Raw genomic sequence first — 26,545 nt, 5'->3', positions numbered from 1 at the left:
GCCGATCAACAGATTCCGCTTCTAGCATGCCATGCTCATGACAGACAACACGGAAGCTCAAGAAGGCAGTTCGATAGGGCGTCGCACGGTGCTGATCGCCACCGGCGCCACCGCAGCCACCCTGGCCGTGGGGGCCGCCGCCACGACCGAGGCCCCGACTGCCGACGCGACGGCCCCCGTGGCCGCCGCGGCCGTCTGCACTCTCACCAAGGAGATGACCGAAGGCCCCTACTACCTCGACGGACAGCTCGTCCGCACCAACATCGCCGAGGACAAGACCGGCTTCCCGCTCCGGCTCGCCCTCACCGTCGTCGACGACGACACCTGCGCCCCGATCCCGAACGCCCTGGTGGAGATCTGGCACGCCGACGCGCTCGGCGAGTACTCCGGGTTCGTCGGCAACAACGGCCACAGCGAACCCGACAACGGCACCTTCCTGCGCGGCGGCGTCCTCACCAACTCCAGCGGCGTCGCGAACATCACCTCGGTCTACCCAGGCTGGTACCGGGGCCGCTGCGTGCACATCCACGTCAAGGTGCACACCGGCGTCACACTCACCTCCGACGGCTCGTTCACCGGCGGCCAGGAGCTCCACACCGGCCAGCTGTTCTTCAACGAGACGATCACGGCGAGGGTCGGCGCCCTGTCCCCGTACTCGGCGAACACGGTCACCCGCACCACCCTCGCCCAGGACTCCATCTACGACGAGGGAGGCGCCGCGTCCGGCCTCCTGACGCTCACCGCGCTGGGCAGTTCCCCCTCCGCGGGCTACACCGGAACGCTGACGCTCGGCATCGAGCAGGGCTGACGACTCCCGGGAAACCCCTCTGAGCGTTTCCTGGGCACTGCCGAGCACCTCCCGGCACCGCCCGGCACGTCCAGGCACCTCCGGCCCGGCTGATCGGAGCACGAAAACCGATCAGCCGAGGTCGGCCGGAAACGGTCACCATTCGGTCGGCTTCATACGGTTTCGACCAGGTGCGATGTCCTCTCGATCGCGCGGGTACACATGCGGCGAGCACGGCTAGCGTGGACGATGTGCGGCAGTTCGCCTTTGACGCCCAGCGCCCCGCGCCCGGGCCCATCGACCCCGAGCGAGAGGAGGCGACTGCGATGCCGGGCGGGGAGACGGACGGCAGGAGCGGCGGGACAATCCTGCTGCAACGGCACTTCACCAGAGAGAACCTGCCCCAGCTGCGCGCCCAGGTCGAGGACACCGCGGCCTCGGCGGGACTGGGCGGGGTCCGGCTGGGCGAGTTCACGCTCGCCGTCAGCGAGATCGCCGCCAACGCCGTGGAGCACGCCGGCGGCCACGGCCGGCTGGAGCTGCGGCAGCTCCAGGACGAGCTGGAGTGCCGTATCACCGACAAGGGCCCCGGCTTCGTCCCCGCCATCCCCGAACTCCTCCCCGGCCTCACGGAGGACTGCCCCGGCCGCGGCCTGTGGCTCGCCCGGCTGGTCACCGACCGACTGACCGTCACCACGCACGACGCGGGCGCGGGGGCCGAGGTGACCCTGGCGATGCGACTGCACTGAGACGCCCCGGCGAACGCGTCCCGTGCCCGGCGACACACGGAGTGTGTCCCAACTCGCGTGTAATCAGCGCCAGTTGATACCTACATCAGCAGTGTCTGCGTCCTGAACGCCGAGGTCACCGAAGGCCCGTACTCCCTCGAAGGCGCCCTCGTCCGCGAGGACATCCGGGAGGACCGGTGGAGCTGGAGGAACCGGAGTCGGAGGAGGCGGACCCGGTCTCGTCGGTGGTGGTGTCGGCGGAGGCGAGCCCGGCGGCCACCAGGCCGCCCGCCGCGGCGACACCGGCTCCGCCGATCAGGACTCGGCGGCGCTGGACGGCCTTGCTCCGGCGGTGTTTGCCACCGGTCTCGCCGTCGTTGTCGTCGGCTGCCTGCTGGGGCGTGGTGTTCTCTGTCATGACGGAGAAGTTAGAAACGCATCTGAAGAAATCCTTGATGCGGCGCTGTGAACGCGCTGGGGTCACACGGCGACCGCGACGAGGAAGTCGCCGTGACCTACGGGTTCTCCCAGGCCGCCGGCTCCGCCGCCAGTTCCTTCACCGGCTCGGGGAGGGCGCCGGCCGCGATGTCCGCGATCGTGACGCCCTCCAGGATGCGACGGACGTTGGCGCGCAGGGCGATCCACAGCGGCAGCAGCGGCTCGGCGGAGCCGGAGTAGGTCAGGCCGGTGGGGCGCTCTCCGCGCACCGACACGATGGGCCCGTCGACCGCCCGGATGACATCGGCGACGGAGATCGCGCCAGGGTCCCGGGCGAGCTGGTAGCCACCGCTGCCGCCCCGTCGGCTGGTGACGAGCCCGCCACGCCTGAGGTCGCCGAGGATCCCCTCCAAAAACTTGTGCGGAATCTCCTGCTCAGCCGCGATGGCCTCCGCCTTCACCGGCCCACTGCCCTGCCGTACGGCCAGCTCAAGCACTGCCCGCACGGCGTAATCCGCCCGCGCCGAGATCCTCATGACAAACATTGTCGACCACCCGCGCCCCGTCAGGGGCGCGGGGCTGTGTCGATACGCGGCTCCGCCGCCCGGGCGCGAGCAACCCGCACACGGCTGCCGACAGCCGAACCCGAGCTCTCAGCCGAGCCGGATCACGTTCCAGGACAGCGGCTCCAGTACGGCGGTCAGGACGCCGTCCCGGAGCGCGGTGCCCTCGGCCGCGTGCGGGGCGACCCGCTCGGGCTCGTCGAGGGTGTTGCGGGCGTCCGGGTCGGCGTCCGCCAGCACGCAGTGCTCGACGACCGACGTCAGGTCCAGCCCGCCGAGGGCGACTTCGAGCGGCAGTGCCTCGGTCCGGCTTCGGTTGACCGCGAAGACGGTGACCGAGCCGTCCTCGGCGCGCACGGCGGTGGCGTGCAGCAGGTCCGCCTCGCCGTACTTCTTCGTCTCGTACGTCGGCGAGTCGACCCGGACGTCGAGGACCTGGCCGCGGCCGTAGCGGGAGGCCTGGGCGAACGGGAAGAACGTCGTCTGGCGCCACGCCGGGCCGCCCGGCTCGGTCATGATCGGGGCGATCACGTTGACCAACTGGGCGAGACAGGCGACGGTGACGCGGTCGGCGTGCCGCAGCAGGGCGATGAGGAGCGAGCCGAAGACGACGGCGTCGGTGACGCTGTAATTGTCCTCCAGCAGGCGGGGGGCCTCCGCCCAGTCCCGCGCGCCGGAGTTCTCGATCGCGTGCCACTCCGAGATGTACCAGACGTTCCACTCGTCGAAGGAGAGGTTGATCTTCTTCTTGGACTTCAGCCTGGCGCCCACGTGATCACAGGTGGCGACCACGTTCTCGATGAAGGACTCCATGTCGACGGCGGAGGCCAGGAAGGAGTCGACGTCGCCGTCCTCGGGCTGGTAGTAGGCGTGCAGGGAGATGTAGTCGACGAGGTCGTACGTCTCCGCCAGGACCGTCGCCTCCCACTCGGCGAAGGTCGGCATGGACTGGCTGGAGGAGCCGCAGGCGACGAGTTCGATGCCCGGGTCGATCTGGCGCATCGCGCGGGCCGTCTCGGCGGCGATCCGGCCGTACTCCTGGGCGGTCTTGTGCCCCGTCTGCCAGGGGCCGTCCATCTCGTTGCCCAGGCACCAGAGGTTGATGCCGAAGGGGTCCTTGTCGCCGCGGGCGGCACGGAGGTCGGACAGGGCGGTGCCGGCGGGGTGGTTGGCGTACTCCTGGAGTTCGAGGGCCTCGGCGACGCCCCGGGTGCCGAGGTTGAGGGCCATCATGGGCTCGGCCTGGGGGCCGATCTTCTTCAGGAAGGCGATGTACTCGGAGAGGCCGAAGCGGTTGGTCTCGGTGGAGCGCCAGGCGAGGTCGAGGCGGCGGGGGCGGTCCTCGACGGGGCCGACGGAGTCCTCCCACTTGTAGCCGGAGACGAAGTTGCCGCCTGGGTAGCGGATCGTGGTGACGCCCAGTTCGCGGACGAGGTCCAGCACATCGGTGCGCAGGCCCGCCTCGTCGGCCGTGGGATGGCCAGGCTCGAACACCCCCGTGTAGACACAGCGTCCGAGGTGCTCGACGAAGGAGCCGAAGAGTCGGGGGTTGACCTCGCCGATGGTGAAGGCAGGGTCGAGCGTGAACCTGGCGGTGCGGGACATGGGGCCCTTTCGTGCGTTCGAGATACCGGATACCGATCGCATAATCGAACGAAACGCTATGGTCGTCGCACCTGCCCGTCAAGGCGACCGGCGTTCGCTCGTGGGGGCCTCCAGCTCGCTCGCGGGGCCCCTCCGTCCGTCCGCCGGGGCCCCTCCGTCCGTCCGCCCGGGGGGCCGGCGATCGTGCGCCGGGGCCGACGAGCAGCGGTTCTCTTTGGCGTGGATTCCCTTGGTGCGGGCGCGATCCGCCCCGTAAAGTCGGCCCGTGCCGCCGCTCCCGGACCCCCTCGCCGAGACCGTCGAAGACCGCCCGGAACGGACCGGCCGGCTGCCGTTCGCCCGCGTACGGCGGGCCGTGGGGCGCGCCCGGCGGCTGTGGTCGCCCCTGTTGCCCTCGCGGGCCGACGGCGAGATGCGCAGACTGACCGGTGCGCTGGTGAAGGCGTTACGGGCGACGGTCGACGCGCCCGTGGACGTACGGGAGTTGGGGACGGCGTTGTGCGCGCAGATGAGTGCGCGGCGGGGCGGGCGCCCCGTGGAGCTGCGGTTCGAGCGGTTTCCCGACGGTGTCGACGTGACGGGTCTGTGGATGGAGTTCCAGGACTTCGACCTCGTCGTGGTGGAGGAGCGGGCCGAGGCCGTACAGCAACTGGTCATCCTGGGCCACGAGTTGTGGCACATGCACGCCGGGCACTGTCACCACCAGCTGCCGGACGCGGCGGCCGCCGCGCGCGCCCTGTCCGGTGATCCGGGCCTGCGCGGGTCGGCGCTCGCGGTGTCCGCGCGCAACGGCTCGCACGCGCTGGACGAGCGGGAGGCCGAGGACTTCGGGCATCGCCTCGCCACCGCCCTGCGTTCCTGGGTGGAGGGCGGACAGGACGGTCCCGCCGACCCGGTCGGGAAGGCCATCCAGGCATCGCTGGGATACCGCAGGTCGCAGGGATGAGGACGGCCATGAGCCTCGCCGACTTCTTCGGCGGTCTGTACATCTCGTTATGGATCCCGGCGGCCGTGCTGACCGCCGCCCTGGTGATCAAACTGCCCAGCATCGTCATGCTGTGGAAGGACGCGCTGCTGCGCGCGGTCGGCGGTCTGCTGCTGCTCGCCTGCTGTGTGTTCGTCTGCGCGGAACCGTCGTCCATCGCGTGGATCAACCGGGTCACGGGTGTGCCGAACATCGCCGCGCCCTGGGTGTACTCGCTGCTCACCGCGTTCTGCGCGTCCTGCCTGCTGATGATCATCGCCTGGCGGGGCGGCCCGTCGGACCGCTCGGCCGCGACCCGGCGGGCCATGCGCCGGGTCGTCTCGGTCTACTCGGGGGTGATCGTCGCCCTGTGGGTGCTGTTCGCGCTGGCGGACGTGCCCGAGGAGCGGCCGCGGGACCTGGACACGTACTACGCCACGACGCCCTTCATGCGCGAGGAGATCGTCCTCTATCTCGGCGCGCACACGGTGGCCTGTCTGATCACCTACCGGCTGATCCGGAACTGGGTCCGCACGGACGGCCTCGACGCCTGGCTGCGCGGTGGTCTGAAGGCCCTGGGGGTCGGCTACGCGCTCAATCTGGTGTACGACGCCTCGAAGCTCGGGGCCGTCGCGGCCCGCTGGGCCGGGCGCGATCTGGACTGGCTGAGCACGGACGTGGCGCCGCCGGTCGCCTCCGTCTCGGCGATCCTCATCGCGGTCGGCTTCATCCTTCCGCACGCCGGCCAGTATCTGCACGACCGCTGGCGGACACGGCTCGGCCACTGGCGGCTGCGGCCCCTGTATCTGCTGGCCCGGAGCGCGGGCGACGGCCCCGGCAGCCGCTTCGTGCTGCGGGCCTCGCCCGAACTGCGGCTCACCCGCCGCGAGACGTTCATCCGCGACGTCCTGCTGCAACTGGTCCGCCACTTCGACGAGGACCTGCGCCGACGCGCGTACGACGCCGCCCTCGGCCTCGGTCACGCGCCGGGCCGGGCGAAGGCGCTCGCCGCCGCCGTGACCATCCAGGAGGCGGTCACGGCCCGGCGGGCGGCGGCGGGCCCTTCGGCCGAGGGTCCCGGTGCGAAGGAGGGCGGGGAGGACGGCGGGGAGGCTCCCCCGGCCTTCCCCGACCCCACGGACCTCCTCCAGGACATCGAGACCGTCTCCCGGGTCCTGCGCCGCACCGCCGAGATCGAGGCGGTACGCGCCCGGGCGGCCGCCGTGTCGCCCGCCGACCGACAGCCGTGACGTGGTGCGGTGTGGTCCGGCGCGCTGTGGTTCAGCCCGCGAAGGCGGGCTGAACGAGTCCCTTACCGGCGCCCGGCACCACCAGCAGGGAACCCGACAGGGGGTGCGGGGAGTCCGTGCCGATGCGGGCCGTGCTGATGTAGAGGTCGGTGAGGTCGGCACCGCCGAAGGCACAGGCCGTGGGGCGGGGCGTCGGCAGTTCGATCACCCGGTCCAGCTCGCCGGAGGGGGTGTAGCGGCGGACGGCGCCGCCCTCCCACAGGGCGACCCAGACACAGCCCTCGGCGTCGACGGTGAGCCCGTCGGGGAAGCCGGCGCCCTCCTCGATGGTGGCGAACGGCCGCCGTTCGGTGGGCAGTTCACCGGTCTCGTGGTCGAAGACGTCGATCCGGCGCGTCGGGCTGTCGATGTAGTACATCAGGCGGCCGTCGGGGCTCCAGCCCGTGCCGTTGCTGACGGCCACGTCGTCGAGGACGGTCTCCACGGTGCCGTCGGCGGTGAAGCGGGCGAGGGTGCCGCCGCCCGGGGCCTCGTCGTAGCGCATGGTGCCGGCGTAGAGGGAGCCGTCGGCGGCCACGGCGGCGTCGTTGGCGCGGCGGCCGGGGACCGGCTCGTGGTGCAGCCAGCGGAATGTGCCGTCGGGGTCGCGCAGGCCGACGCCGTCGCGGAGGTTGAGGACGAGTCCGCCGCCGACGCGGGGCTTGGCGGCGCCGACGTGCTGCTCGGTGACGAGGGCCGTGCGGCGGCCGGAGGCCGGGTCGAAGGTGAAGACCCTCGATCCGAGGATGTCGATCCAGATCAGCCGCTGGGCGTCGGCGTCCCAGGTGGGGCCCTCGCCGAGCGTCGCGTACTCGCGGACGGCCACTTCGTAGGTGCTCATGCCACGCTCCGGTGACCGAGGCGCTCGGACAGCTCCGCCGCGCCCTTGACGGCGAGCTGCTCCAGCTCGACGCGGCGCTCGTCGCTCCAGCGGATCATGGGGACGGAGATGGAGAGCGCGGCGACGACCTGGCCCGTGCGGTCACGGACCGGGGCGGCGACGCAGGACACGTCCGGGTTGGACTCGCGGCTCTCCACGGCGAGACCCCGCTCACGAATCCTGGCCAGGGCCTCGCGCAGGGCGGCCGGGTCGGTGATGCTGTTGGGCGTCATCCTGATCAGGTTCGCGTCGTCCGGCACCCGGGCGCTGAGCTCGTGCTCGGGAAGGGAGGCGAGGAGCATCTTGCCGACGGAGGTGCAGTGCGCGGGCAGCCTGCGCCCGGCGGCGGAGACCATGCGGACGGCGTGCGTGGAGTCCACCTTGGCGATGTAGATGACGTCCGTGTACTCCAGGATCGCCACGTGCACCGTCTCGTCGCAGGTCTCGGCGACGGTACGGGCGACCTGCTGGCCCTCGGCGGCCAGATCCAGCTGCTCGGCGTAGCGGCTGCCGAGCTGGTACGGGCGTACGCCGAGGCGGTACCGTCCCGGCTGGCCCTGGACCGCCACGATGTATCCCCGGGCGGCGAGCGTGGTGACCAGCTCGTGCACGGTGGTGCGGGGCAGCTGGAGCTTGCGCACGATGTCGGGGGCGGAGAGCGTGCCGTCCCCATCGAGGAAGAGCTCCAATATGTCGAGCGCCCGGGTCACGGCAGGTACGAGGCGTCCCACGGTCGGCCCCCTCCCTTTAGGTCTGTGGTGACTGTGTTCGAAATTTCAACAGTCGATCGGCATAACGAACACAGGCTAGTCATAGTGCCCCTGAGCGGGCAATGGCCGGGAACACCCTGTGTTTCCGGCGGCCGGTGCACGGGCAGTGCCCTTCCACGTGGTGAGGGGAACGGGGGCGTACGGTGACGGAAGCTACCAGAGGGACGCAACTCGGTCTCGTCGGGCTGGCCGGTCTGCTGGTGGGGGCGGCCCTGATCGGCGGGGCCTGGCTGCTGACCGGGGACGAGGAGAAGACAGCCTCCCCGGGCGCGCCGGGGGCGGCCGCCCCCGGCGGGGACCTCTCGGCGCCGGAGCGGCTCGGCGGGTTCGTCCACCAGGACAAGGTCGCGCTGGACCTGGACGACGGCGGCAAGAGCGGGCAGGAGACGGCGGAGCGGGTCCGCACCTGGGACAGCAAGAGCGGCAAGCGGCTGTCCGACGCGTACGACGGCGCACCGGCCGTCGTCCGGTCCTTCGCCAATTCCTCCTTCGACTCCCTCTTCCAGCTGGCGATCGTGCGCGGGTCCTCCCCGCGACCGTATGTGCCGTACGAGGACCCCGTGGCCCTGGGCCTTGAGGTGGCCACCAACCAGATGGTGAACTTCAAAGAGGTGGACTGCGTCCTCTACAACCAGCCCACCAACGCCGGCAACGAACCGGACTCCGACGCCGTGTCGGTGGTGTCCTGCCAGCGTGCGGACGCCGGGCTGACCGTGCAGATCCGGAATCTGTCGGGCGACATCGCCCATGAGCCGAGCCAGGTGGCGCGGCTGGTGGACGAGGTCTGGGCCGAGCTGACGTAGGCGGTCGACGGCGACTGTGTCACCAAGGCCGCAGGTGGAGGCGGTCCTGTTCCTCCCGGATCCCGGACGGGCGCCGCCGCGCCCCCGCCGGGGACCGGGACCGTGTACGACCATGGGCGCCATGTCCTCCGCGAAGCACCCCGGTCCCTCTGGCCCCTTCCGCCCCTTCACTCCCCTGGACTTCCAGCTCGTCCTGCTGCGGCGGATGGCCGACCACAACCCCGACCTCGTCGACGACGCCCGGCGCACGCTGGGCGTCTCGCTGGCGGAGATGCGGGAGGCCAACAAGCGCTGGCAGGCGATGGTCCGCTCACCCCGGGCACGCGGGGCGGCCTCCCGGTACCGCTCGGTCCTCGGCGAGCCCGAGTCCGTCACCCCCCGCAGGATCGGCGACCTGGACTGCGAGGCCCTGCTCTGGCCGGTCCCCCTCTGGCCCGACCTCCGCTTCGAGGTGCTCCGGGCGGCGAACGGGGCGGTGTGGAACGAGTGGCTCGTACGGGCCCCGGGCGCCTCCGGCCCCGAGCCGACGACACTGGCGGACCTGACGCCCTGGTCCTGCACGGTCGACGAGGTGGCGCGGGCGTTCGCACCGGCACGGCCGCTGGAGGGGACGGCGCCCACGCGGTGGGGGTTGGCGTTCGTCGCGTCCGACGCGGAGGGGCTGCGGCGGGAGTGTGTCGCGGAGTTCACGTGGGGGTTGTTGCAGCGGGTGAGTGCCTGAGCCGGTCACGCCGAATGTCCGTGGTCGTACGCAGTCGAGTTACCGATCCGATCAATCACCCTTGGTCAATTTGCGACCACTCGCCATATCTCCCTCCCTATAGCCTTACCGTCCGCTTATGACCGACACGACCGAGCACCCAGCGGAGCGAACCGTGGCTGCCGAGCGGCTGCGGCTGGGGGATCATGCCTGTCTGGGGCCGGGGGGTACGGGTGACGGGGATTCGCCGTGGCGGGTGTTCACCGCCTACACCCGGACCAGTCTGGCCCGGCGGGAGAAGGTCCTGCTGGTCATGGACCCGGACGATCTGAGCAACGACGAGGTGGTCGCCCTGCTCGACCAGGGCAGCGGCCAGGCGGTACGGGCCCGGCAGAGCGGCCAGCTCTCGCTCAGGCGGAACACGGAGATGTACGTACCGGACGGCCGGTTCCACGAAGAGCGCACGATCGAGGCGTACACCGACGAGGTCAACCGCGCCTACGACGAGGGCTGGTCGGGGCTGAGCATCACCGCCGACATGGGCTGGGCGCCACGGGTGAACCTCGACCAGGACCGGCTGCTGGAGTACGAGGCGTCGGTGGCGCCACTCTTCGCGGACCCGCTGTTCACCGCGATCTGCTGGTACGACCGCAAGCGGTTCGGCGACGAGTTCCTGGCCGGGATGGGCCGGGTCCATCCGCTTCGGGTGAAGGCCCGGACGGACGAGGTGGACGTCCGCGAGGGCCCCGAAGGCGAAGTGGTCGCCGACGTCGCCGAGTCGGGTCCGCGTACGGAGTTCGAGGTGCTGCGCGAGGCGCTGGCCCGCCGCGAGAGCGCCGGCCCCAGCCGCCTCGTCCTCGACCTGCGGGACCTGTGCTTCATGGAGGCACACTGCGCCTGGCAACTGATCAGCCTCGCCGCGTCCCTCCCCCCGGGCAGCCAGGTCACCGTCCGCTGCGGGGAACTGCTCGGCCTGGTCCTACGGCAGCTGGGCGCCGACGAGGTGCCGCAGCTGGCACTCAGCGTGGAGGACGAGCCGGGGGTGTCGGAGGGGGCCGAGCACTGAGATCCGGTCCTCGTCCCTACCGTCCGCCTTCAGCGGCCGGTAGGCGTCGTGCGGGCGGATCCGCAGCCCGGTTCCGCGACAGGGTCCGGAGCCCGCAGGCGCCTTGAGCCGTCCCGCCCCTGCGCCCGAACCCCGGTGGATCACCGCTCGTCGTCCGGGGAAGCGTGCGTGCCAGGCGGCGAGTGCCCGGCCTGCGTTCGGGCACCGGCGCTGAACCAGGCCGCCACCTGGCTCCGGCTGTGGAAGCCCAGCTTGGCGAGGATGCGTTCGACATGGCCCTCGGCGGTTCGCTGGGCGATGACGAGGGTGTCGGCGATCTGTCGGTTGGTGCGGCCCTCGGCGACGAGGGCGGCGACCTGCGCCTCGCGTGGTGTCAACGCCACCTCCTCGAGGACAGGTGCGGGTACGGGGGCGGGGGCGGGGGTGGGTTCCGGGGGGTTGGGGGTGCTCTCCGGTGTCTCTCCTGCTGCCTCCCCGCTTGTCTCCCCGCTTGTCTCCCTCAGGGCGTACGCGACGGCCTCGTCCGGGGTGAGTGCCGCGCCTCGGCGGTGGGCCCGCTCGTAGGCGTGGTCGCCGAGGGCGAGCCTGGCGTGGCGTTCGGGGGCCCGTAGGCGTCCCGGCCGCCGGTACTCCATCGGGTTGCCGCCGATGTCGTGCCAGATCCGGTCGACGGCTCCGCGCAGTACGCCGGCCCGCTCGGCCTCACCCGCCAGGGCCTCGGCGGCGCCGAGCAGGTCCAGGGTGCGGGCGAGGCTCTGCCGCTGGCGCCCGGTGTACGGCAGCCGCAGACAGGCACGGGCCTGCTCGGCGGCCGGCGCGTACTCCCCCATCGCCCAGTGCGCGAGGGCCAGCGTGCGCAAGGCCCAGGAGCGCGCCCACTGCTCGCCGTGCGCCTCGCACAGCGCGACGGCCTCGGCGCACAACGGCACCGCCTCCGCCGCCCGGCCCCGGCAGACGAGCGTGCAGGCCAGTTCGACCCGGGTGAGGACGACGAAGCAGGCCGTGGGCGTCCGCCCCTGGACCAGGGGGCCGGGCGGTACGCGTGGCGGCGCGGGGACCGGCAGTTCCGCGTCGGCGTCCCTGTAGGCCTGTCCGTGGCCCACACCTTCGTCCGCTTCGTCGGCCTCCGTGCCGGCGTTCGTCGCGCTGTGCGCGGGGTCGAGGGCGGCCAGGACCGCTGCGGAGCGGCTGTGCACCAGGGACATCAGCGCGCCCGCCCATAACGCCCGGGTCAGCGCCACGTCCGGACCCGCTCCGGCCCGCAGCGCGCCGTCCATCCAGTGCCGACCCTCGCCCCACATACCGGACGCGACCCAGTGGAACCACAGCCGGGAGGCGAGCCGCAGCCCGTGCCTGGCCTCGCCGGGGGTGGTGAGACAGAAGTGCAGCGCGGCCCGGAAGTCGTTCAGGTCCATACGGAGCCGGTCGGTGATCTCCGCCTGGTCGGGCCCGAACCACGCCCGCTCGTACTCGGCGGCCAGCCGCGCGAAGTGATCCCGGTGCCGCCGCCGCGCCCCGACGACCTCACCCAGGTCCTGCAGCCTCTCCAGCCCGTACTCGCGCAACGAGACCAACAGCCGGTAACGCACCTGCCCGCCGTACTCCTCCCGCACGAGCACGGACTTGTCCACGAGCCCGGCGACGGCGTCGAGGACGTCCGCGGAGTCGAGACCATCGGCAGTGCCGAGGGAGTCCGCGGAGGCGGGGGCGTCGGAGGAGCCTCGTGCTCCGGAAGAGCCGGGGGCAGCGGAGGCGTCGCCGCTCGCTCCGGACGAGCCGACGGGATCAGTGGCGCCCCGTTCGTCGGAAGGGCCGACGACACCGGAGGGGCCGTCGTCGGCAGAGGGGCCGTCGTCGGCGGAGGAACCTCGTGAGCCGGAGACGTCGGCCGCGTCCGAGGAGCCACCGCCGAGCGAAGACCCACGCACACCGGCAGAGCCGGCGGCACCGGACAGGCCACGCGCTGGCTGGGCACCGACGACATCGGAGGAGCCGAGCGGGCCGAGCGGGTGGCCCACGGATTCGGCAGAGTCTGCAGAGCCGCCGGCCCCTGCAGACTCAGGTAGCACGGCGGACTCAGACAGCCCGGTGGACCCGGTGGATCCGGCGGATCCACCGGATCCGGCGGACTCAGACAGCCCGGCAGCCTCGGCAGACCCCACAGCCTCAAGTCCCCTGGCGGTATCAGCCGCCCCGGCACCCCCGCCCCCGCACACCGCCTCCGCCGCCGCCAAGTCGAAGCCGCCCACGAACACCGACAGCCTCGCCCACACCAACTGTTCCTGTGCGGTGCACAGTTCATGGCTCCAGTCGACCGCCGAGCGGAGCGTCCGGTGGCGGGGGGCCGAAGCGGGGCTGCCGCCGGTGAGCAGGCGGTATCGGTCGTCGAGGCGTTCGACCAGCTGGTCCACGCCCAGCGCGCGCACCCGGACCGCCGCCAGTTCGATGGCGAGCGGCAGCCCGTCGAGGCGGTGGCACAGCCGGGCCACGGCCTGCTGGTTGCCCTCGCCGAGCGTGAAGCCGGGGACCACGGCCGCCGCCCGGTCGGCGAAGAGCCTCAGCGCGGGGTACGTCTCGGCGGCGGCCGTGCTCAGCTCCTCCGGCGCGGGCGCGGACAGCGGCGGCACCTCGAAGAGCCGCTCCCCGGCCAGCCCGAGCCGGTGCCTACTGGTGGCGAGGATCCGTACACCCTCGGTCCCGGCCAGCACCGCGCCCGCGAGCACGGCACAACTGCCCAGTACGTGCTCGCAGTTGTCGAGCAGGAGCAGCAGTCGCCGTCCCCTGAGATGCTCGACCAGGACGTCCAGCGGCGGCCGTACCGTCTCGGTGCGCACGCCGAGCGTGTCGATCACGGCGTGCGGGACGAACGCCTCGTCCCGCAGCGCGGCCAGCGGCACCAGCCACACGCCGTCCGGGAAGGACCGCGCGACCTGCCCGGCCACATGCCCGGCGAGCCGGGTCTTGCCCACTCCGCCGGGCCCGGTCAGAGTCAGCAGTCTGCCCGTCGTCAGCAACCTTCTGACGTCCGCCGCCTCGTCCCGGCGCCCCACGAAGCTCGTCGGCTCCGCCGGGAAACCGGAAGTGCCCCGCGCCGCCCATTCGCCCACGATCCCCGTCACGCCCTTAACTAGGGTTCCCGTACGCGCTGTTGTAACCCCGAAGGGTGGGCAGCGGGCACGGGTGGACGTCCGGTTCGTGGATTTGCCGCCTCTTCGGGTGAGAGGCGGCAGCACGCGCGACCTCAGGCGGGGTCCCCGTCGGTGGCCGCCTCCAGGATCGCCTGGACCACGCGCGGCAGCGAAACCGTGTGCAGCCACAGGAACAGGTTGGGCTCGACGAGTTCCAGCTCCATGACGCACGGGTGTCCGTCGTCCCCGTCGACGAGGTCGACCCGCGCGTACAGCAACTCCGGCACCCCCGGTACGGCGGCCAACGCCCGCTCGGCGACGGCGAGTTCGGCCTCGGTCGGGGTCCAGGGCTCCAGGTCGGGGTGGGCGACCTTCTCCGCGTCGTACGGGGTGCCGGGCGCGAGCACGGCCCCCTTGCGGCTGGCGTGCAGCAGCCGTCCGCCGAAGAACTGCAGGGCCCGCTCCCCGGCGGTGTCGATGCTCGCCACGAAAGGCTGCACCATCGCGGTGAGCCCCTCGGCGTGCATCCGCTCGATGTGCCGTACGGCGGTCTCCCGCCGGTCCGGGGTGTAGCGGGCGGCGAACCGGGCGCCCGCGCCGGAGGTGGGCTTCACGACGTACTCGTGCGTGTCGGGCACCTCGACGGGGTCACCGGGGGCGAGATAGCTCGTCGGCACGACGGGCACGCCGGCCCGGGCGAGATCGCCGATGTACCGCTTGTCGGTGTTCCAGCGCACGACGTCCGCCGGGTTGGCGATCCTCGTCACCTTCCCGCACTTCTCCGCCCAGGCCACGAACTCGGCCGCCCGCCAGCTGTAGTCCCAGGTGGAGCGGATCACGACGAGGTCGAACGCCGCCCAGTCGGCTCCGGGGTCGTCCCAGTACACGGACTCCGCATCGGCCCCGGCCTCCCGCAGCGCCGTCACCAGCACCGGCAGATCGCGGTCCAGGCTCTCCTCCGGCCGGGGGTCGTAGGTGGCGATGGCTATACGGGGGGTCTGCGCCACGGGTGCTCCATACTCGTGCGGGTGATTTCGTAAGGGGGAGGCAGGCCCAAGGGCCCTAGGCGGGCGAGTCGTCCGGCTCCCAGTCCAGCAGGCGGACCTTCGCGACCGTACGGACGTGGCGGCGCATGGCCGTGGCCGCCTGCCTCGGGCGGCCTGCGGCGATCGCGTCGAGGATGGCCTGGTGCTGGGCGAGGGAGCGGGTGGGGCGGCCGGGCTGGCGGAGGGACTCGGTGCGGCTCTCGGCGATCTGGTCGGCGATGGAGCGCATGAACTCGGCGAGCAGGCTGCTGTGGGCTGCCGCGGTCACCGCCGAGTGGAAGAGCCGGTCGCCCTCGATGCCGTGGCCGTCCCGCTCGATCTCCTCGGCCATGTGGGTGAGCGCCGACCGCATCGCGGCCAGGTCGTCCTCCGTACGGCGCTCGGCGGCCAGTTCGGCGAGCTTCGTCTCCAGGGCCTCGCGGGCCTCCAGGACGTCGGGCAGACGCCGGCGGCGCTCGACCATCCTCTCGACCGGTTCGACGTCGAGGCTGTCGCGGACCAGGTACGTGCCGCCGCCGTGCCGTGCCTCCACCAGGCCCTGGACCTCCAGGACCACGATCGCCTGCTTCACGGAGGCGCGGCTGACGCCGAGCCGCTGGGCCAGATCGCGTTCGGGCGGCAGCCGGTCGCCGGCGCGCAGGCCGCCCTCGGCGACGTACTGGCGCAGCCGGTCGAGCACCTGTTCGTAGAGGCGCTGTTTCGTCATGGGGCGCAGGGCGTCGGTCACGGGGTCCCCCTCTCCTCGGGAGCGTAACCCACCGTCCGCCGGGCGGGCAGGTGGCCGAGTGGCTGAGCCAATTCTCGCGCGACCTCTTGACGCGACGGGCGTACGCGCTCAGGCTGACCACCCGTAAGTGGCTGAGCCACTCGGCCATTCCCGGTCACCCTTCCGGCCTCCCCCCACCCCCACCCCCACTCCCACTCCCAGCCGCTCCGGGACCCAACGACGGGAGCCCGTATGTCCCCCGAACTCGTCTCGATCCTCGTCCTCGCCGTGGTGTTCGTCATCGCCACCACCCGCTCCGTCAACATGGGCGCGCTCGCCTTCGCGGCCGCCTTCGGGGTCGGCACGCTCGTCGCCGACCTCGACGCGGACGGCATCTTCGCCGGCTTCCCCGGCGACCTGTTCGTCGTCCTCGTCGGCGTCACGTATCTCTTCGCGATCGCCCGGGCCAACGGCACCACCGACTGGCTGGTGCACGCCTCGATCCGGCTCGTCCGCGGGCGGGTGGCGCTGATCCCCTGGGTGATGTTCGCGATCACCGGCGCGCTCACGGCGATCGGCGCGGTCAGCCCGGCCGCCGTCGCGATCGTCGCGCCGATCGCGCTCAGCTTCGCCGCCCGCTACGGGATCAGTCCGCTGCTGATGGGCGCGATGGTCGTGCACGGCGCCCAGGGCGGCGGTTTCTCGCCGATCAGCATCTACGGTTCGATCGTCAACGGCATCGTGGAGCGCGAGAAGCTGCCGGGGAACGAGATCGCGCTGTTCCTCGCGTCGCTGATCGTGAACGTCGTCATCGCCGGGGTCGTGTTCGTGCTCTTCGGCGGGCTGAAGCTGTGGGCTCAGGGGTCGGTGGAGACCGGTGACGGGAAGGGCAAGGAACTGCCGCCGGAGGGCGGGACAGCCACCGGTACCGACACAGGCACAGTTACTGGCACCGGCACCGGCACCGGGGGTTCCGGGGGTGTCGCGACCACCGTCGCCACCCGCACCGACGCCCCCGACACCACCCGTCTCACCCCCGCCCGCGTCGCCACCCTCACCGCCCTGGTCGCGCTCGTCGTCGCCGTACTCGCCCTCGACCTCGACGCGGGCCTGACCGCGATCACCCTCGCCGTCGTACTGAGCACCGTGTGGCCGACGGACAGCCGCAAGGCGGTCGGGGAGATCGCCTGGTCGACGGTTCTGCTGATCTGCGGTGTCCTCACCTATGTCGGCGTGCTGGACGAGATGGGCACCATCACCTGGGCGGGCGAGGGCGTCGGCGGCATCGGCGTACCGCTGCTGGCGGCCGTACTGCTCTGCTACATCGGCGCGATCGTGTCGGCCTTCGCCTCCTCGGTGGGGATCATGGGCGCGCTGATCCCGCTTGCGGTGCCGTTCCTGGCGCAGGGCGAGATCGGGGCCGTGGGGATGGTGGCGGCCCTGGCCGTGTCGGCGACGGTCGTGGACGTGAGCCCGTTCTCCACGAACGGCGCGCTGGTGCTGGCCGCGGCACCGGACGTCGACCGTGAGCGCTTCTTCCGGCAGCTGATGATGTACGGAGGGATCGTGGTGGCGGCGGTACCGGCGGTGGTGTGGCTGGTACTGGTCGTGCCGGGCTGGGGGTAGACACCCGGGCGAACATGGCAGCAGCGGTAGAACAGCAGAACGACGGCAACAGCTAAGGAGTACGACCGTGTCCCCTCTCTTCCCGGCCCTGACCGGCGACGCCCCGGCGGACCGGCCCGCCCTGCGGTTCGGTGACCGTGCCTTGACGTACGCGGAGCTGGCCGCCGCGACCGGCGCTCTGGCGGACCGGATCAGAGGGGGCGGCCGGGTGGCCGTGTGGGCGACCCCGGCGCTGGAGACCGCCGTGGCCGTCGTCGCGGCACTCCGGGCGGGCGTGGCGGCCGTACCGCTGAACCCGAAGTCCGGGGAGAAGGAGCTGGGCCACATCCTGGCCGACAGCGCGCCGACGCTGGTGCTGGCCGCGCCGGGTGACGAACTCCCTTCCCCGTTGGGTGACTTGGCGCGCGTGGACGTCGACGTGTACGCCACCGGGGACCCGGCTCCCGCAGAGGACGCGGGCGACGAGGACCCCGCCCTCGTCGTCTACACCTCCGGCACCACCGGCCCGCCCAAGGGTGCCGTCATCCCCCGCCGGGCCCTCGCCACCACCCTGGACGCGCTCGCCGACGCATGGCAGTGGACGGGGGACGACGTACTGGTCCACGGTCTGCCGCTGTTCCATGTGCACGGGCTGGTGCTGGGCATCCTGGGCCCGCTGCGGCGCGGCGGCTCCGTACGCCATCTGGGCCGGTTCTCGACGGAGGGCGTGGCGCGCGAACTGGCGGGCGGCGCGACGATGCTGTTCGGGGTGCCGACGATGTACCACCGGATCGCCGAGTCCCTGCCCGAGGACCCGGAGCTGGCGAAGGCGCTGGGCCGGGCGCGGCTGCTGGTCTCGGGGTCGGCCGCGCTGCCGGTGCACGACCACGAGCGGATCGCGGCGGCGACCGGGCGGCGGGTCATCGAGCGGTACGGCATGACGGAGACGCTGATGAACACGAGCGTCCGAGCGGACGGCGAACCACGCGCCGGAACGGTCGGCGTACCGCTGCCGGGCGTGGAGCTGCGGCTGGTCGAGGAGGACGGGACGCCGGTGGCGTCGTACGACGGCGAGACGGTCGGCGAGATCCAGGTGCGCGGCCCGAACCTGTTCTCCGAGTATCTGAACCGCCCGGACGCGACGGCGGCCGCGTTCACGGCGGACGGCTGGTTCCGCACCGGCGACATGGCGGTCCGCGACCCCGACGGCTATGTCCGCATCGTCGGCCGCAAGGCCACCGACCTGATCAAGAGCGGCGGCTACAAGATCGGGGCGGGCGAGATCGAGAACGCGCTGCTCGAACACCCGGGGGTGCGCGAGGCGGCGGTCACCGGGGAACCGGACGCCGACCTGGGCGAACGCGTGGTGGCCTGGATCGTGCCGAGCGACCCTCAATCACCGCCGGACACCGAGGAGTTGGCCGACCACGTGGCCGCCCGTCTGGCCCCGCACAAGCGCCCCCGGACCGTACGCTTCCTCGACGCGCTCCCCCGCAACGACATGGGGAAGATCATGAAGCGGGCTCTGAAGCATGACTGACCCGGCGGGGCGACGGCTCTCGGCCCGCGAGGCCGTGGCGGTGGTGACGGCGGGTGAGGGATTCACCGAACTCTCGGTCCCCGCACGGGAGTACGCGCCCGACGGCCCCCTCGCCTGGCCCGGCTACGACGACTCCCGCGCACGTGCCGCCGAGCGCACCGGCGAGGAGGAGTCGGTGGTGTGCGGCACCGCTCGGGTCGAGGGTACGCAGGCGGTGCTGATCGCCTTCGAGTTCGGCTTCCTCGGCGGCTCGCTCGGCGAACGCACCGGTGACCGCCTGGAGTCGGCGTACGCGTACGCGCGCGAGCACCGGCTGCCCGTCGTCTCGCTCGTCGCGACGGGCGGCAGCCGGATGCAGGAGGGTATGCGCGCCCTCACCCAACTCCAGCGGGTGGCCCGGCAGTCGGCGCTGACGAGGGAGGCGGGGCTGCCCCAGATCGCGGTCCTGCGCGACCCGACCACGGGCGGCGGCTGGGCGACGCTGGGCGCGGGCGCCGACGTCGTCCTCGCCCTCCCCGCCGCCCAGGTCGGCTTCGCCGGCTCCCGGGTCCGCCCGTCCGACGCGGACCCGACGGCGTACACGGCGGAGTCACAGGTGGCGGCGGGCGCGGCGGACGCGGTGGTTCCGCCGGCGGAGCTGCGGCCGGTCCTGGGCCGGTGGCTTCGCCTCCTGACGAACCCGTCGAAGGAACCGGCCCCGACACCGGCCCACCTGCCCACGCCCCACGCACCCGAAGCGGCGCGAGCGACCACGAACGACCCCCAGCCGCTCCCCACCACCGGCTGGGAGGCGGTGGAACGCGCCCGCTCCCCCCGACGCCCCCGCGCCGAGGCCTACCTGGACACCTACTTCACCCACCGCACACCCATCCGCGGGGACCGCTCCGGCGGAACCGACCCCGGCATGCTCTGCGGCTTCGGCGAGCGCGCCGGACGGACGGTCGCCTACGCGGCGCAGTGCGGCACGGCCACCCGCCCCGCCGGCTACCGCACCGCCACCCGTCTGATCCGCCTCGCCGACCGCCTCGGCATCCCCGTACTCACCCTGGTGGACACCCCCGGCGCCGCGAACGACGCGGAGGCGGAGCGGCAGGGTGCGGGCGCGGCCATCGCGGACCTGTTCACCACGGTCGCCACCGCCCGCACCCCGATCACCACCCTCCTCATCGGCGAGGGCGGCTCGGGCGGCGCCCTCGCGCTGGCCGCCCCCGGCAACACCTGGGCCACCCCCGACAGCTACTTCTCGGTGATCGCCCCGGAACTGGCGGCGGCGATCCTGAAGCGCCCGGAGGAGCGGGTGCGGGCCACGGCCGACGATCTGCGGGTGCGGCCGCAGGATCTGGTGGAGCTGGGGGTCGTACGAGGCATCGTGCGGGCCGCCACCGGCACGTAGGAGGTCCTCCGCCCCCGTCCTGACCCCCCATCAAAGTTCCACCCGTCCAGCCGCACCCCGCCCGGCCCAGCCGAACAGGCACCCCGTCGTCTCTCCCCGCACGATGCAAGGGGACCACCGAACCGACGGCGGCCCCCACGCAAGGAACCGCCGACGACCAACGGCGGCCCCACGGTCTGTGCTCTCGGGAGGATCTGCCATGGCCGTCAACAACGCCAGTACCCCCAGCCTGGAGCAGCTGCGGCGCTGCCACTTCGGGGTCGATCTGGGCGCGGCCCGGACCCGCGTGTATGTGAAGGGCGCGGGGCTGGTCGTGGACCAGCCGAGCGTGGCCGCCGTGAACACGCGGACGGGCGCGCTGATCGCGGTCGGGGAGTTCGCGGAGAAGATGACGGGCCGTACGCCCGACTACATCCGGGTCGTGCGGCCGGTCTCCGGCGGCACGGTCGTCGACATCGAGATGGCCCAGCGCATGCTGCACCACCTGCTGGGCGACAAGATCCGCCGTACGCTGCGCCGCAAGCCGGTGCTCCGCGCCGCCGCCTGCACCCCGCACGACGCCGACCCGCTCGCCCAGCGCGCCACCATCGAGACCCTCGTCGGCCTCGGCGCCCGCCGGGTGGAGCTGGTCGACACGCTGATCGCGGCGGCGGTCGGCTGCGGGCTGCCCGTCGAGCAGCCGGAAGCGACCATGATCATGGTGTGCGGCGCCGCCGCCACCCAGCTCGCCGTGCTCTCCCTCGGCTCGATCGTCACCGCCGACCGCGTGCCCGTCGGCGGCGAGGCCATCGACCACGCGATCGTGCAGCATCTGCGGCTGCGGCACGAGCTGACCCTGCCCAGCCAGTCCGTACGGCCGCTCCAGCTCGCCCTGTCCGGCAACGGCCTCACCCCGCACGGCCCGGCCTCCACCGAGATCCACGGTCTGGACGTGGCGACGGGGCTCGCCCGTTCCGTGCAGGTGGACACGGCCGCCGTGCGCGACGCCATCCAGACCCCGCTCACCGCGGTCGTCGACGGCATCGGCAACGTGCTGCGCGACTGCCCGCCGGACCTCGTGGCCGACCTCGCCGACCGGGGGATCATGATGGTCGGCGGCAGCGCCCTGCTGCCCGGCTTCGACCAGATGCTCCGCCACGCGACCGGCATGCCCGTCCACATCGCCGAACGGCCCGATGTCTGCGCGGCCCTCGGCGTGGGCGCCATGCTGGAGGGCCGCATCGAGCCGCTCGCCCTCGACCCGGTGGGCGACTGAGCCGGTGGGCGACTGGCCCGGGGGGCGACTGAGCCGGTGAGCGGCTGAACCAGCACTGAGCCGTACCGCCCTGCCATCGGGCCGAAAACGCCACCGTACCGGCCCTCGGAACGGCCCGATCGGCCCGAACGCCCACGCGTCATTTCCGTGCAAGTCCCCCGGCGATAGGGTGAGTTAGACGACCGCGGCCACGGAGGTGAGCGCACGGATGCCAGGGCCCGTGACCCGGATCGGTATCACCGGACACCGACAGATTCCCGATGCCGCCCTGTCCGTGGTCCGCTCGGGCATCCGCGCGGAGCTGCTGGCCGCCGTGTCGCCGTGGGCGCTGAGCAGTCTCGCCGCCGGCGCCGATCAGGTGTTCGCGGAGATCGCCCTGGAGTGCGGCGCTCCGCTGACCGCCGTGATCCCCGGCATGGACTACGAGACCCATCTCGGCGACGACGACGTACGGACGTCGTACCGCCGCATCCTCAAGTGCTGCGCCGAGCGGGTGGAACTGCCGTACGAGCGCACGCACGAGGAGGCGTACGACGCGGCCGGCCGGTACATCGTCGACCGGGCCGACCGCATGATCGCCGTGTGGGACGGCGCCCCGTCCCGGGGCCTCGGCGGCACGGCCGACATCGTGGCGTACGCGCGCCGCGCGGGGGTGCCGGTGACGGTCCTGTGGAACCCGGGCGTACGGCGCCCCTGAGGCTCCCCTCACACTTCGCGCGTCGTCAGGATCCGAACCGTACGAGCCAGTCCGTGTGCTGCGGTGAGACCAGCCGCTCCGCCTCCGCGACCGTGTCCGGCCAGGCCTCCTCGGTGACGGTGGTGCTCATGGCGATGCGCAGGGTGTCGAGGTCCTGTTCGACGAGTTTGTGGGCGTAGGTGAGCGGGCGGTGGCGGCGGACCTCCTGCCAGGCCACACCGGCCGCGGCGGCGGCACTGAGGAGGCCGGTCGGGTCCCAGCCGTCGATGACGCCGAAGGCGCGCAGTACGGCGGCGAGCAGGGCCAGCGAGGTCAGCGCGGCCGTCAGGCCGGACCAGCGGGCGGAGGCCTCGTGGGCCTGCCCGGCACTGTTGCCGTACCAGATGAGCTGTTCCAGCACGCGGTCGCGGAGGTAGATCTCCCGGCGGGCCGCGAACGGCTTGGCTCGTACGGCCCGCATGGCGGGGGTGATCTGGGCGACGCCCATGTCGGCGGGGTCCTCGCGCACGTCCTCCCAGCCGACCTTGCGCAGTTCGCTGAGGCGTTCCTCCAGGCGTTGGGCGAACAGGGCGTCGGGGTGGGCGAGCCGGGAGTGGAAGGGGCCGCCGTGGGCCATGTACTGCCAGGCCAGGGACTTGACGACCTCGGCGGCGGCGCGGTGGGCCTGCCAGTGGACGCGGGCGCGGCGGCGGGAGACGCGGACGCCGATCCCGATGGTCAGGGCGTAGAGGACGGCGGCGACCGTCGAGGGGATGTGGCTGTCGACGCGCTCGGCCAGGGAGGCGGTGCCGGTGGCGAGCAGCAGGACGACCAGTTGGGTGCGGACGACCCGGAAGGACTCGCCCTGATGGGCCAGCGCCTGCTCGTCGCAGAGGCGGAACAGCGGAGGCAGGTCACGGTCACTCACCGTGGTGCTCGGGCCGGGCGTCGCAGCCATGGAGACCTCGCACGGGCACTGGAAGCCGAGGGGAACAGGACGGTCATGCTCTCGTCAATCATGGAAAAGTGCCACCCCGCCTCCGCGGGGGAGCGGATGGGGGTGCGTTGTCGGGTGCGGGTGGGTGGGGGGTGGTCACGCGGTTCCCCGCGCCCTTGAGAAGCCGGGGCTGCGCCCCTGATCTTTCAGGTCCGCAGGGCCTGTGCCTTCAAGGGGCGCGGGGAACCACGCGAGCAACCACGACGACCCGTACCCGACCCGCCCACGGCCGGCGGCACCGCATGGCTCGAAGTCGACCCGCGCTCAGCCCTGGTACGCATTGCCCACCCCGGCGGGGGCCTGCGAAAATGAGCGTGCGGCCTTGCTCTTGTCGCACTTCGTCCTGCGCCACCCCTGACTCCAGTGCCGGAGTTTTCGCCGCCCCGCGGTCGAGGCCCGGCCCCCGAATCCAAGGTGAAGCAAACAAACATGGACTCGCCGAGCAAGAAAAACACCAGCCACCCGGTCACCACCCGCCCGGGACGCCCCACGGCGATCGGCGCGCGCGGCACCGGAAGCGCCCGGTCCACCGATCGCGTCACCGCCGTCCGCGGACGGCGCACGCTGCCGGTCTCCTTCAACTCGTCCCTCTGACCCCAGGTGCGCGAGCACTCCAACTCTTGTGCGCCATCCGGAGGTTCGGTGGCCCTCGACAGGGGACCCGCCGCAGCCGGGAGGCGCGAGCCGCAAGGAGTGGGGGTGACGCACATGCCGATCCAGCAACTGGTCCTCAAGGTGCACAGCAGATGCGACCTCGCCTGCGACCACTGTTACGTGTACGAACACGCGGACCAGAGCTGGCGGAACCGGCCCGTCCTCATCTCCGAGGAGACGCTCCGTCAGGTGGCCCGCCGGCTCGCCCAGTACGCCCGAGCGCAGCGGCTCGACTCGGTCGCCGTCGTCCTGCACGGCGGTGAACCCCTCCTCGCCGGCCCGGCCCGGCTGCGCCGTATCTGTGCGGAACTGACCCGGGCCATGCCCCCGTCCACCACCCTCGACCTCCACATCCACACCAACGGCGTGCGCCTGACCCGAGCGCATCTGGAGGTCTTCAAGGAGTTCGACGTCAAGGTCGGCGTCTCCCTCGACGGCGACCGCGTCGCCAACGACCGCCATCGGCGCGACCACCGCGGCCGCAGCAGCCACGACCGGGTCCTGCGCGGGCTGGAACTCCTGCGCCTCCCGGAGTACCGGCACCTCTACCAGGGGCTGCTGTGCACCGTCGACGTGGCCAACGACCCGGTGGCGGTGCACGACGCGCTGAGCGCCCTCGACCCGCCCCGCATCGACTACCTCCTGCCGCACGCCACCTGGGAGACCCCGCCGCCGGGCCGCTCGAACCCGGGCACCCCGTACGCGGACTGGCTGCTCGCCGTCTTCGACCGCTGGGAGCGACAGGGCCGCCCCATGCCGGTGCGGGTCTTCGCCTCGGTGCTCAGCACCCTGCGCGGCGGCCCCTCCCTGACCGAGGCGATGGGGCTCGCCCCGGCGGACCTCGCGGTCGTGGAGACCGACGGCATGTTCGAACAGGCCGACTCGCTGAAGACGGCGTACGAGGGCGCCCCGGCCACCGGCTACGACGTCTTCCGGCACGGCTTCGAGGAGTTCGCCGCGCATCCCGGGGTCCGGGCCCGCCGGTCGGGCATCGGCGGCGTCAGCGAGACCTGCCGACGCTGTCCCGTCGTCGAGTCCTGCGGCGGAGGGCTGTACGCCCACCGGTACAGCTCCCGCAACGGCTTCGACAACCCGTCCGTCTACTGCGTGGACCTGCGGGCGTTCGTCGAGGGGGTCGCCGAGCGGATCACCGAGCGCCCGCTGGCTCCGGCGGTCACCGGCGCCGACGAACTGTGGCTCGCCCAGCGGGAGTTGGACCGCGACCTGCTGGCCGAGCTGAACGACCGCCACGCCGGGTCCCCCGACTGGGACGCGGTCTGGCGACTGCTGGTCCGCCTGGACTCCGACGACACGACCGGCCCGCACCTCGACGCGGTCCTCGCCCATCCGTATCTCCGGCCGGCCCTGCTCCGCTCCCGTGAGGACCGCTTGGACCTCCCCCGCTTCATGGCGATCGCGACGGCCGCCGCGGTATGCGCCCGGGTGACGGCGACCCTCGCCTGGGAACAGCCGGTTCCGGACATATATCTGCCGACGCTGGGGACCGTACGACTGTCACGGCCCGGCCGCGTCGAGATCACGGTGGACGGCGACGGCTTCCGGGTGAACGGCACCGATCCCCTGCGGGACGAGACGCGGTGGCGGCCGCTCACGCACCTGGACCTCCCGCACGGTCCGGTCGTCCTGCTCGACGACGCCGACCCGTACCGCGACTGCTACCCGGAGCCCGCCGCCGAGCCCCTGGGCGCCTTCGCCCTCGGCGCCTTCCGGGAGCGACTGAGGACGGCGTACGCGCTCCTGGACTCGCGCGACCCCGCCTGGTGGCAGGGCGTCAACGCGCCCGCCACCACCACGATCACCCCGCTCGCGGCCGGTTCCGGGCTGCGGCTGGGGGCCGGTGGCCTCGGCGCGCTCGGCGTGGCCGTCGACTTCACACCGGAGGCGTTCGCCCGCCGGCTGCCGCCGCTGGCCCGCCGGGCGCGGCTGACCGCGCTGCGCCAGGTCGCCGATCTGAACGTGCCGGGCACCCGGGCCGGTCAACTCCTGGAGATCGCCAGTGAACACATCGGCAGAGCGGTAGCGTCGTCGTCCCGGGCCCCCGAGGCCCGGGCCCGCGCAGGTCTCGCACTGGCCGAACTGGCCGCCCGCCCGGAGTCCGAACTCACCGAGAGCGGCGCCCACTTGGCCAACGAACTACGGATGGAGTGGTCGGCTCTCCATGTCTGAACCCACCCTGCTCCGCCCCGGTCTGGAACGACTGGGCGTCAGACGCGGCGGCGTCCTCATGGTGCACGCCTCACTCAGCGGCAGCGGCCTCGCCCCCGCCGCCGTGTGCGACACCCTGCTGGACGTCCTCGGCCCCGACGGCACCCTCGTCGTGCCCGCCTTCACCCCGGAGAACTCCGACTCCTCCCGCGCCTACCGCGACCACACCGCCGGCATGACCGAGGCGGAGAAGGCGGTGTTCCGCGCTTCCATGCCGCCGTTCGAGCCGGACGCCACGCCCTGCAGCCCGACCGTGGGCGCGCTCGCCGAACACGTACGCACGACCCCCGGCGCGGTCCGCAGCCTCCACCCGCAGACCTCGTTCGCCGCGCTCGGGCCCCGGGCCGCCGAACTGCTCGCCGACCACGACCCGCACTGCCACCTCGGCGAACGCTCCCCCCTGGCCCGGCTGTACGCGGCGGACGCCCAGATCCTCCTCCTCCGCGTGGGCTTCGACGTGTGCACCGCGTTCCACCTCGCCGAGTACCGGACGACACCGCCACCGGCGCTGCGGACGTACCGCTGTGTGGTGGGCACGAAGGGCAACTGGATCTCGTACGAGGACGCCGTGCTGGACGACAGCGACTTCGCCGCGCTCGGGGCGCGGCTGCCCGACTCTCACGTGTCGACCGGAGAATTCGCGGGAAGGCCGTTGATTCTCTGCGCGATGCGAGAGACTGTGGACATCATCCAAGTCGAGATGTCCAGGAATCGCCGGAGTTGAGG

At 72.5% G+C, this 26,545-nt stretch carries 24 protein-coding genes; 15 read left to right on the top strand and 9 right to left on the bottom strand.

What is annotated here, in order from left to right; all coding sequences use genetic code 11:
* The first annotated feature begins 37 nt into the window (after positions 1-37).
* Positions 38-808 carry an intradiol ring-cleavage dioxygenase gene (locus SGFS_RS39230; RefSeq protein WP_286256974.1) on the top strand — a complete coding sequence of 257 codons (771 nt, stop codon included), beginning with the start codon at positions 38-40 and terminating at the stop codon, positions 806-808.
* 305 nt (positions 809-1,113) lie between these two features.
* Entirely contained in the window at positions 1,114-1,536 is a 423-nt protein-coding gene (locus SGFS_RS39225) for an ATP-binding protein (RefSeq protein ID WP_286260290.1), read from the top strand.
* A gap of 115 nt (positions 1,537-1,651) precedes the next feature.
* Here SGFS_RS39225 and SGFS_RS39220 read toward each other — a convergent pair whose 3' ends face one another.
* The 3 genes from SGFS_RS39220 to arfA form a co-directional block, all read right to left on the bottom strand.
* Positions 1,652-1,933 (bottom strand): hypothetical protein, encoded by a 282-nt coding sequence (locus SGFS_RS39220; RefSeq protein ID WP_286256973.1) that lies wholly within the window; start codon positions 1,931-1,933, stop codon positions 1,652-1,654.
* A gap of 97 nt (positions 1,934-2,030) precedes the next feature.
* The gene (locus SGFS_RS39215; RefSeq protein ID WP_286256972.1) at positions 2,031-2,489 is read right to left on the bottom strand and encodes an RrF2 family transcriptional regulator; all 459 of its coding nucleotides are present in this window, start codon (positions 2,487-2,489) and stop codon (positions 2,031-2,033) included.
* Between the two features lie 117 nt (positions 2,490-2,606).
* Positions 2,607-4,121, bottom strand: a complete 1,515-nt coding sequence (gene arfA / locus SGFS_RS39210) for an arabinosylfuranosidase ArfA (RefSeq protein ID WP_286256971.1) — start codon at positions 4,119-4,121, stop codon at positions 2,607-2,609.
* Between the two features lie 355 nt (positions 4,122-4,476).
* Between arfA and SGFS_RS39205 the strand changes: the two genes are divergently transcribed.
* Positions 4,477-5,067 carry a toxin-antitoxin system, toxin component gene (locus SGFS_RS39205; RefSeq protein ID WP_434028236.1) on the top strand — a complete coding sequence of 197 codons (591 nt, stop codon included), beginning with the start codon at positions 4,477-4,479 and terminating at the stop codon, positions 5,065-5,067.
* 8 nt (positions 5,068-5,075) lie between these two features.
* Complete coding sequence (locus SGFS_RS39200; protein ID WP_286256970.1) at positions 5,076-6,335, top strand: MAB_1171c family putative transporter; 1,260 nt, start codon at positions 5,076-5,078, stop codon at positions 6,333-6,335.
* A gap of 31 nt (positions 6,336-6,366) precedes the next feature.
* On the opposite strand, the gene SGFS_RS39195 is transcribed toward SGFS_RS39200, so the two are convergent.
* Together SGFS_RS39195 and SGFS_RS39190 are read right to left on the bottom strand one after the other, a co-directional pair.
* On the bottom strand, positions 6,367-7,215 hold the full coding sequence (locus SGFS_RS39195; RefSeq protein WP_286256969.1) for an SMP-30/gluconolactonase/LRE family protein: 849 nt from the start codon (positions 7,213-7,215) through the stop codon (positions 6,367-6,369).
* On the bottom strand, positions 7,212-7,985 hold the full coding sequence (locus SGFS_RS39190; RefSeq protein WP_286256968.1) for an IclR family transcriptional regulator: 774 nt from the start codon (positions 7,983-7,985) through the stop codon (positions 7,212-7,214). Before SGFS_RS39190 ends, SGFS_RS39195 begins: the two co-directional genes overlap by 4 nt.
* A gap of 182 nt (positions 7,986-8,167) precedes the next feature.
* Here SGFS_RS39190 and SGFS_RS39185 point away from each other — a divergent pair, with 182 nt between their 5' ends.
* The 3 genes from SGFS_RS39185 to SGFS_RS39175 all read left to right on the top strand — a co-directional run bounded on the left by SGFS_RS39185 (position 8,168) and on the right by SGFS_RS39175 (position 10,593).
* Positions 8,168-8,827, top strand: a complete 660-nt coding sequence (locus SGFS_RS39185) for a hypothetical protein (protein ID WP_286256967.1) — start codon at positions 8,168-8,170, stop codon at positions 8,825-8,827.
* 112 nt (positions 8,828-8,939) lie between these two features.
* Complete coding sequence (locus SGFS_RS39180; protein WP_286256966.1) at positions 8,940-9,548, top strand: hypothetical protein; 609 nt, start codon at positions 8,940-8,942, stop codon at positions 9,546-9,548.
* 118 nt (positions 9,549-9,666) lie between these two features.
* The gene (locus SGFS_RS39175) at positions 9,667-10,593 is read left to right on the top strand and encodes an MEDS domain-containing protein (protein WP_286256965.1); all 927 of its coding nucleotides are present in this window, start codon (positions 9,667-9,669) and stop codon (positions 10,591-10,593) included.
* 140 nt (positions 10,594-10,733) lie between these two features.
* Here SGFS_RS39175 and SGFS_RS39170 read toward each other — a convergent pair whose 3' ends face one another.
* The 3 genes from SGFS_RS39170 to SGFS_RS39160 all read right to left on the bottom strand — a co-directional run bounded on the left by SGFS_RS39170 (position 10,734) and on the right by SGFS_RS39160 (position 15,494).
* Positions 10,734-13,712, bottom strand: a complete 2,979-nt coding sequence (locus SGFS_RS39170) for a LuxR C-terminal-related transcriptional regulator (RefSeq protein WP_286256963.1) — start codon at positions 13,710-13,712, stop codon at positions 10,734-10,736.
* A gap of 122 nt (positions 13,713-13,834) precedes the next feature.
* The gene (locus SGFS_RS39165; protein WP_286256961.1) at positions 13,835-14,728 is read right to left on the bottom strand and encodes an ATP-grasp domain-containing protein; all 894 of its coding nucleotides are present in this window, start codon (positions 14,726-14,728) and stop codon (positions 13,835-13,837) included.
* Positions 14,729-14,783: 55 nt separating this feature from the next.
* Positions 14,784-15,494, bottom strand: a complete 711-nt coding sequence (locus SGFS_RS39160; RefSeq protein WP_286256960.1) for a FadR/GntR family transcriptional regulator — start codon at positions 15,492-15,494, stop codon at positions 14,784-14,786.
* A 231-nt stretch (positions 15,495-15,725) separates the two neighbouring features.
* On the opposite strand from SGFS_RS39160, the gene SGFS_RS39155 reads away from it, so the two are divergent.
* From SGFS_RS39155 to SGFS_RS39135, 5 genes are all read left to right on the top strand, one after another.
* Positions 15,726-17,099 (top strand): SLC13 family permease, encoded by a 1,374-nt coding sequence (locus SGFS_RS39155; protein ID WP_286256959.1) that lies wholly within the window; start codon positions 15,726-15,728, stop codon positions 17,097-17,099.
* A 67-nt stretch (positions 17,100-17,166) separates the two neighbouring features.
* Positions 17,167-18,618 carry an acyl-CoA synthetase gene (locus SGFS_RS39150; RefSeq protein ID WP_286256958.1) on the top strand — a complete coding sequence of 484 codons (1,452 nt, stop codon included), beginning with the start codon at positions 17,167-17,169 and terminating at the stop codon, positions 18,616-18,618.
* Positions 18,611-20,011 (top strand): carboxyl transferase domain-containing protein, encoded by a 1,401-nt coding sequence (locus SGFS_RS39145; protein ID WP_286256957.1) that lies wholly within the window; start codon positions 18,611-18,613, stop codon positions 20,009-20,011. Before SGFS_RS39150 ends, SGFS_RS39145 begins: the two co-directional genes overlap by 8 nt.
* Before the next feature lie 199 nt (positions 20,012-20,210).
* Entirely contained in the window at positions 20,211-21,266 is a 1,056-nt protein-coding gene (locus tag SGFS_RS39140) for a rod shape-determining protein (RefSeq protein WP_286256956.1), read from the top strand.
* Between the two features lie 208 nt (positions 21,267-21,474).
* The gene (locus tag SGFS_RS39135; RefSeq protein WP_286256955.1) at positions 21,475-21,963 is read left to right on the top strand and encodes a hypothetical protein; all 489 of its coding nucleotides are present in this window, start codon (positions 21,475-21,477) and stop codon (positions 21,961-21,963) included.
* Between the two features lie 25 nt (positions 21,964-21,988).
* Here SGFS_RS39135 and SGFS_RS39130 read toward each other — a convergent pair whose 3' ends face one another.
* On the bottom strand, positions 21,989-22,900 hold the full coding sequence (locus SGFS_RS39130; protein WP_286256954.1) for a DUF4231 domain-containing protein: 912 nt from the start codon (positions 22,898-22,900) through the stop codon (positions 21,989-21,991).
* 468 nt (positions 22,901-23,368) lie between these two features.
* Here SGFS_RS39130 and SGFS_RS39125 point away from each other — a divergent pair, with 468 nt between their 5' ends.
* The 3 genes from SGFS_RS39125 (at position 23,369) to SGFS_RS39115 (ending at position 26,543) form a co-directional block, all read left to right on the top strand.
* Positions 23,369-23,533: a hypothetical protein gene (locus SGFS_RS39125; protein WP_286256952.1), complete on the top strand. Its 165-nt coding sequence runs from the start codon at positions 23,369-23,371 to the stop codon at positions 23,531-23,533.
* 114 nt (positions 23,534-23,647) lie between these two features.
* Positions 23,648-25,780: a radical SAM/SPASM protein FxsBH, inactivated beta-hydroxylase extension form gene (gene fxsBH / locus SGFS_RS39120; protein ID WP_286260288.1), complete on the top strand. Its 2,133-nt coding sequence runs from the start codon at positions 23,648-23,650 to the stop codon at positions 25,778-25,780.
* A complete protein-coding gene (locus SGFS_RS39115; RefSeq protein ID WP_286256951.1) occupies positions 25,773-26,543 on the top strand; it encodes an AAC(3) family N-acetyltransferase in 771 nt (256 codons plus the stop codon). Before fxsBH ends, SGFS_RS39115 begins: the two co-directional genes overlap by 8 nt.
* Positions 26,544-26,545 lie beyond the last annotated feature (2 nt).

The sequence above is a fragment of the Streptomyces graminofaciens genome (genome assembly GCF_030294945.1).
Taxonomy (GTDB): Bacteria; Actinomycetota; Actinomycetes; order Streptomycetales; family Streptomycetaceae; genus Streptomyces; species Streptomyces graminofaciens.
The sequence above is the reverse complement of the archived record's forward strand: the minus strand, read 5'-3'. Positions and strand labels throughout refer to the sequence as shown.

Coding starts and splice junctions, on each gene's coding strand:
- SGFS_RS39230 (WP_286256974.1), top strand. CDS start 38: ATGACAGACAACACGGAAGCTCAAGAAGGCAGTTCGATAGGGCGTCGC.
- SGFS_RS39225 (WP_286260290.1), top strand. CDS start 1,114: ATGCCGGGCGGGGAGACGGACGGCAGGAGCGGCGGGACAATCCTGCTG.
- SGFS_RS39220 (WP_286256973.1), bottom strand. CDS start 1,933: ATGACAGAGAACACCACGCCCCAGCAGGCAGCCGACGACAACGACGGC.
- SGFS_RS39215 (WP_286256972.1), bottom strand. CDS start 2,489: ATGAGGATCTCGGCGCGGGCGGATTACGCCGTGCGGGCAGTGCTTGAG.
- arfA (WP_286256971.1), bottom strand. CDS start 4,121: ATGTCCCGCACCGCCAGGTTCACGCTCGACCCTGCCTTCACCATCGGC.
- SGFS_RS39200 (WP_286256970.1), top strand. CDS start 5,076: ATGAGCCTCGCCGACTTCTTCGGCGGTCTGTACATCTCGTTATGGATC.
- SGFS_RS39195 (WP_286256969.1), bottom strand. CDS start 7,215: ATGAGCACCTACGAAGTGGCCGTCCGCGAGTACGCGACGCTCGGCGAG.
- SGFS_RS39180 (WP_286256966.1), top strand. CDS start 8,940: ATGGGCGCCATGTCCTCCGCGAAGCACCCCGGTCCCTCTGGCCCCTTC.
- SGFS_RS39175 (WP_286256965.1), top strand. CDS start 9,667: ATGACCGACACGACCGAGCACCCAGCGGAGCGAACCGTGGCTGCCGAG.
- SGFS_RS39155 (WP_286256959.1), top strand. CDS start 15,726: ATGTCCCCCGAACTCGTCTCGATCCTCGTCCTCGCCGTGGTGTTCGTC.
- SGFS_RS39145 (WP_286256957.1), top strand. CDS start 18,611: ATGACTGACCCGGCGGGGCGACGGCTCTCGGCCCGCGAGGCCGTGGCG.
- SGFS_RS39140 (WP_286256956.1), top strand. CDS start 20,211: ATGGCCGTCAACAACGCCAGTACCCCCAGCCTGGAGCAGCTGCGGCGC.
- SGFS_RS39135 (WP_286256955.1), top strand. CDS start 21,475: ATGCCAGGGCCCGTGACCCGGATCGGTATCACCGGACACCGACAGATT.
- SGFS_RS39130 (WP_286256954.1), bottom strand. CDS start 22,900: ATGGCTGCGACGCCCGGCCCGAGCACCACGGTGAGTGACCGTGACCTG.
- SGFS_RS39125 (WP_286256952.1), top strand. CDS start 23,369: ATGGACTCGCCGAGCAAGAAAAACACCAGCCACCCGGTCACCACCCGC.
- fxsBH (WP_286260288.1), top strand. CDS start 23,648: ATGCCGATCCAGCAACTGGTCCTCAAGGTGCACAGCAGATGCGACCTC.
- SGFS_RS39115 (WP_286256951.1), top strand. CDS start 25,773: ATGTCTGAACCCACCCTGCTCCGCCCCGGTCTGGAACGACTGGGCGTC.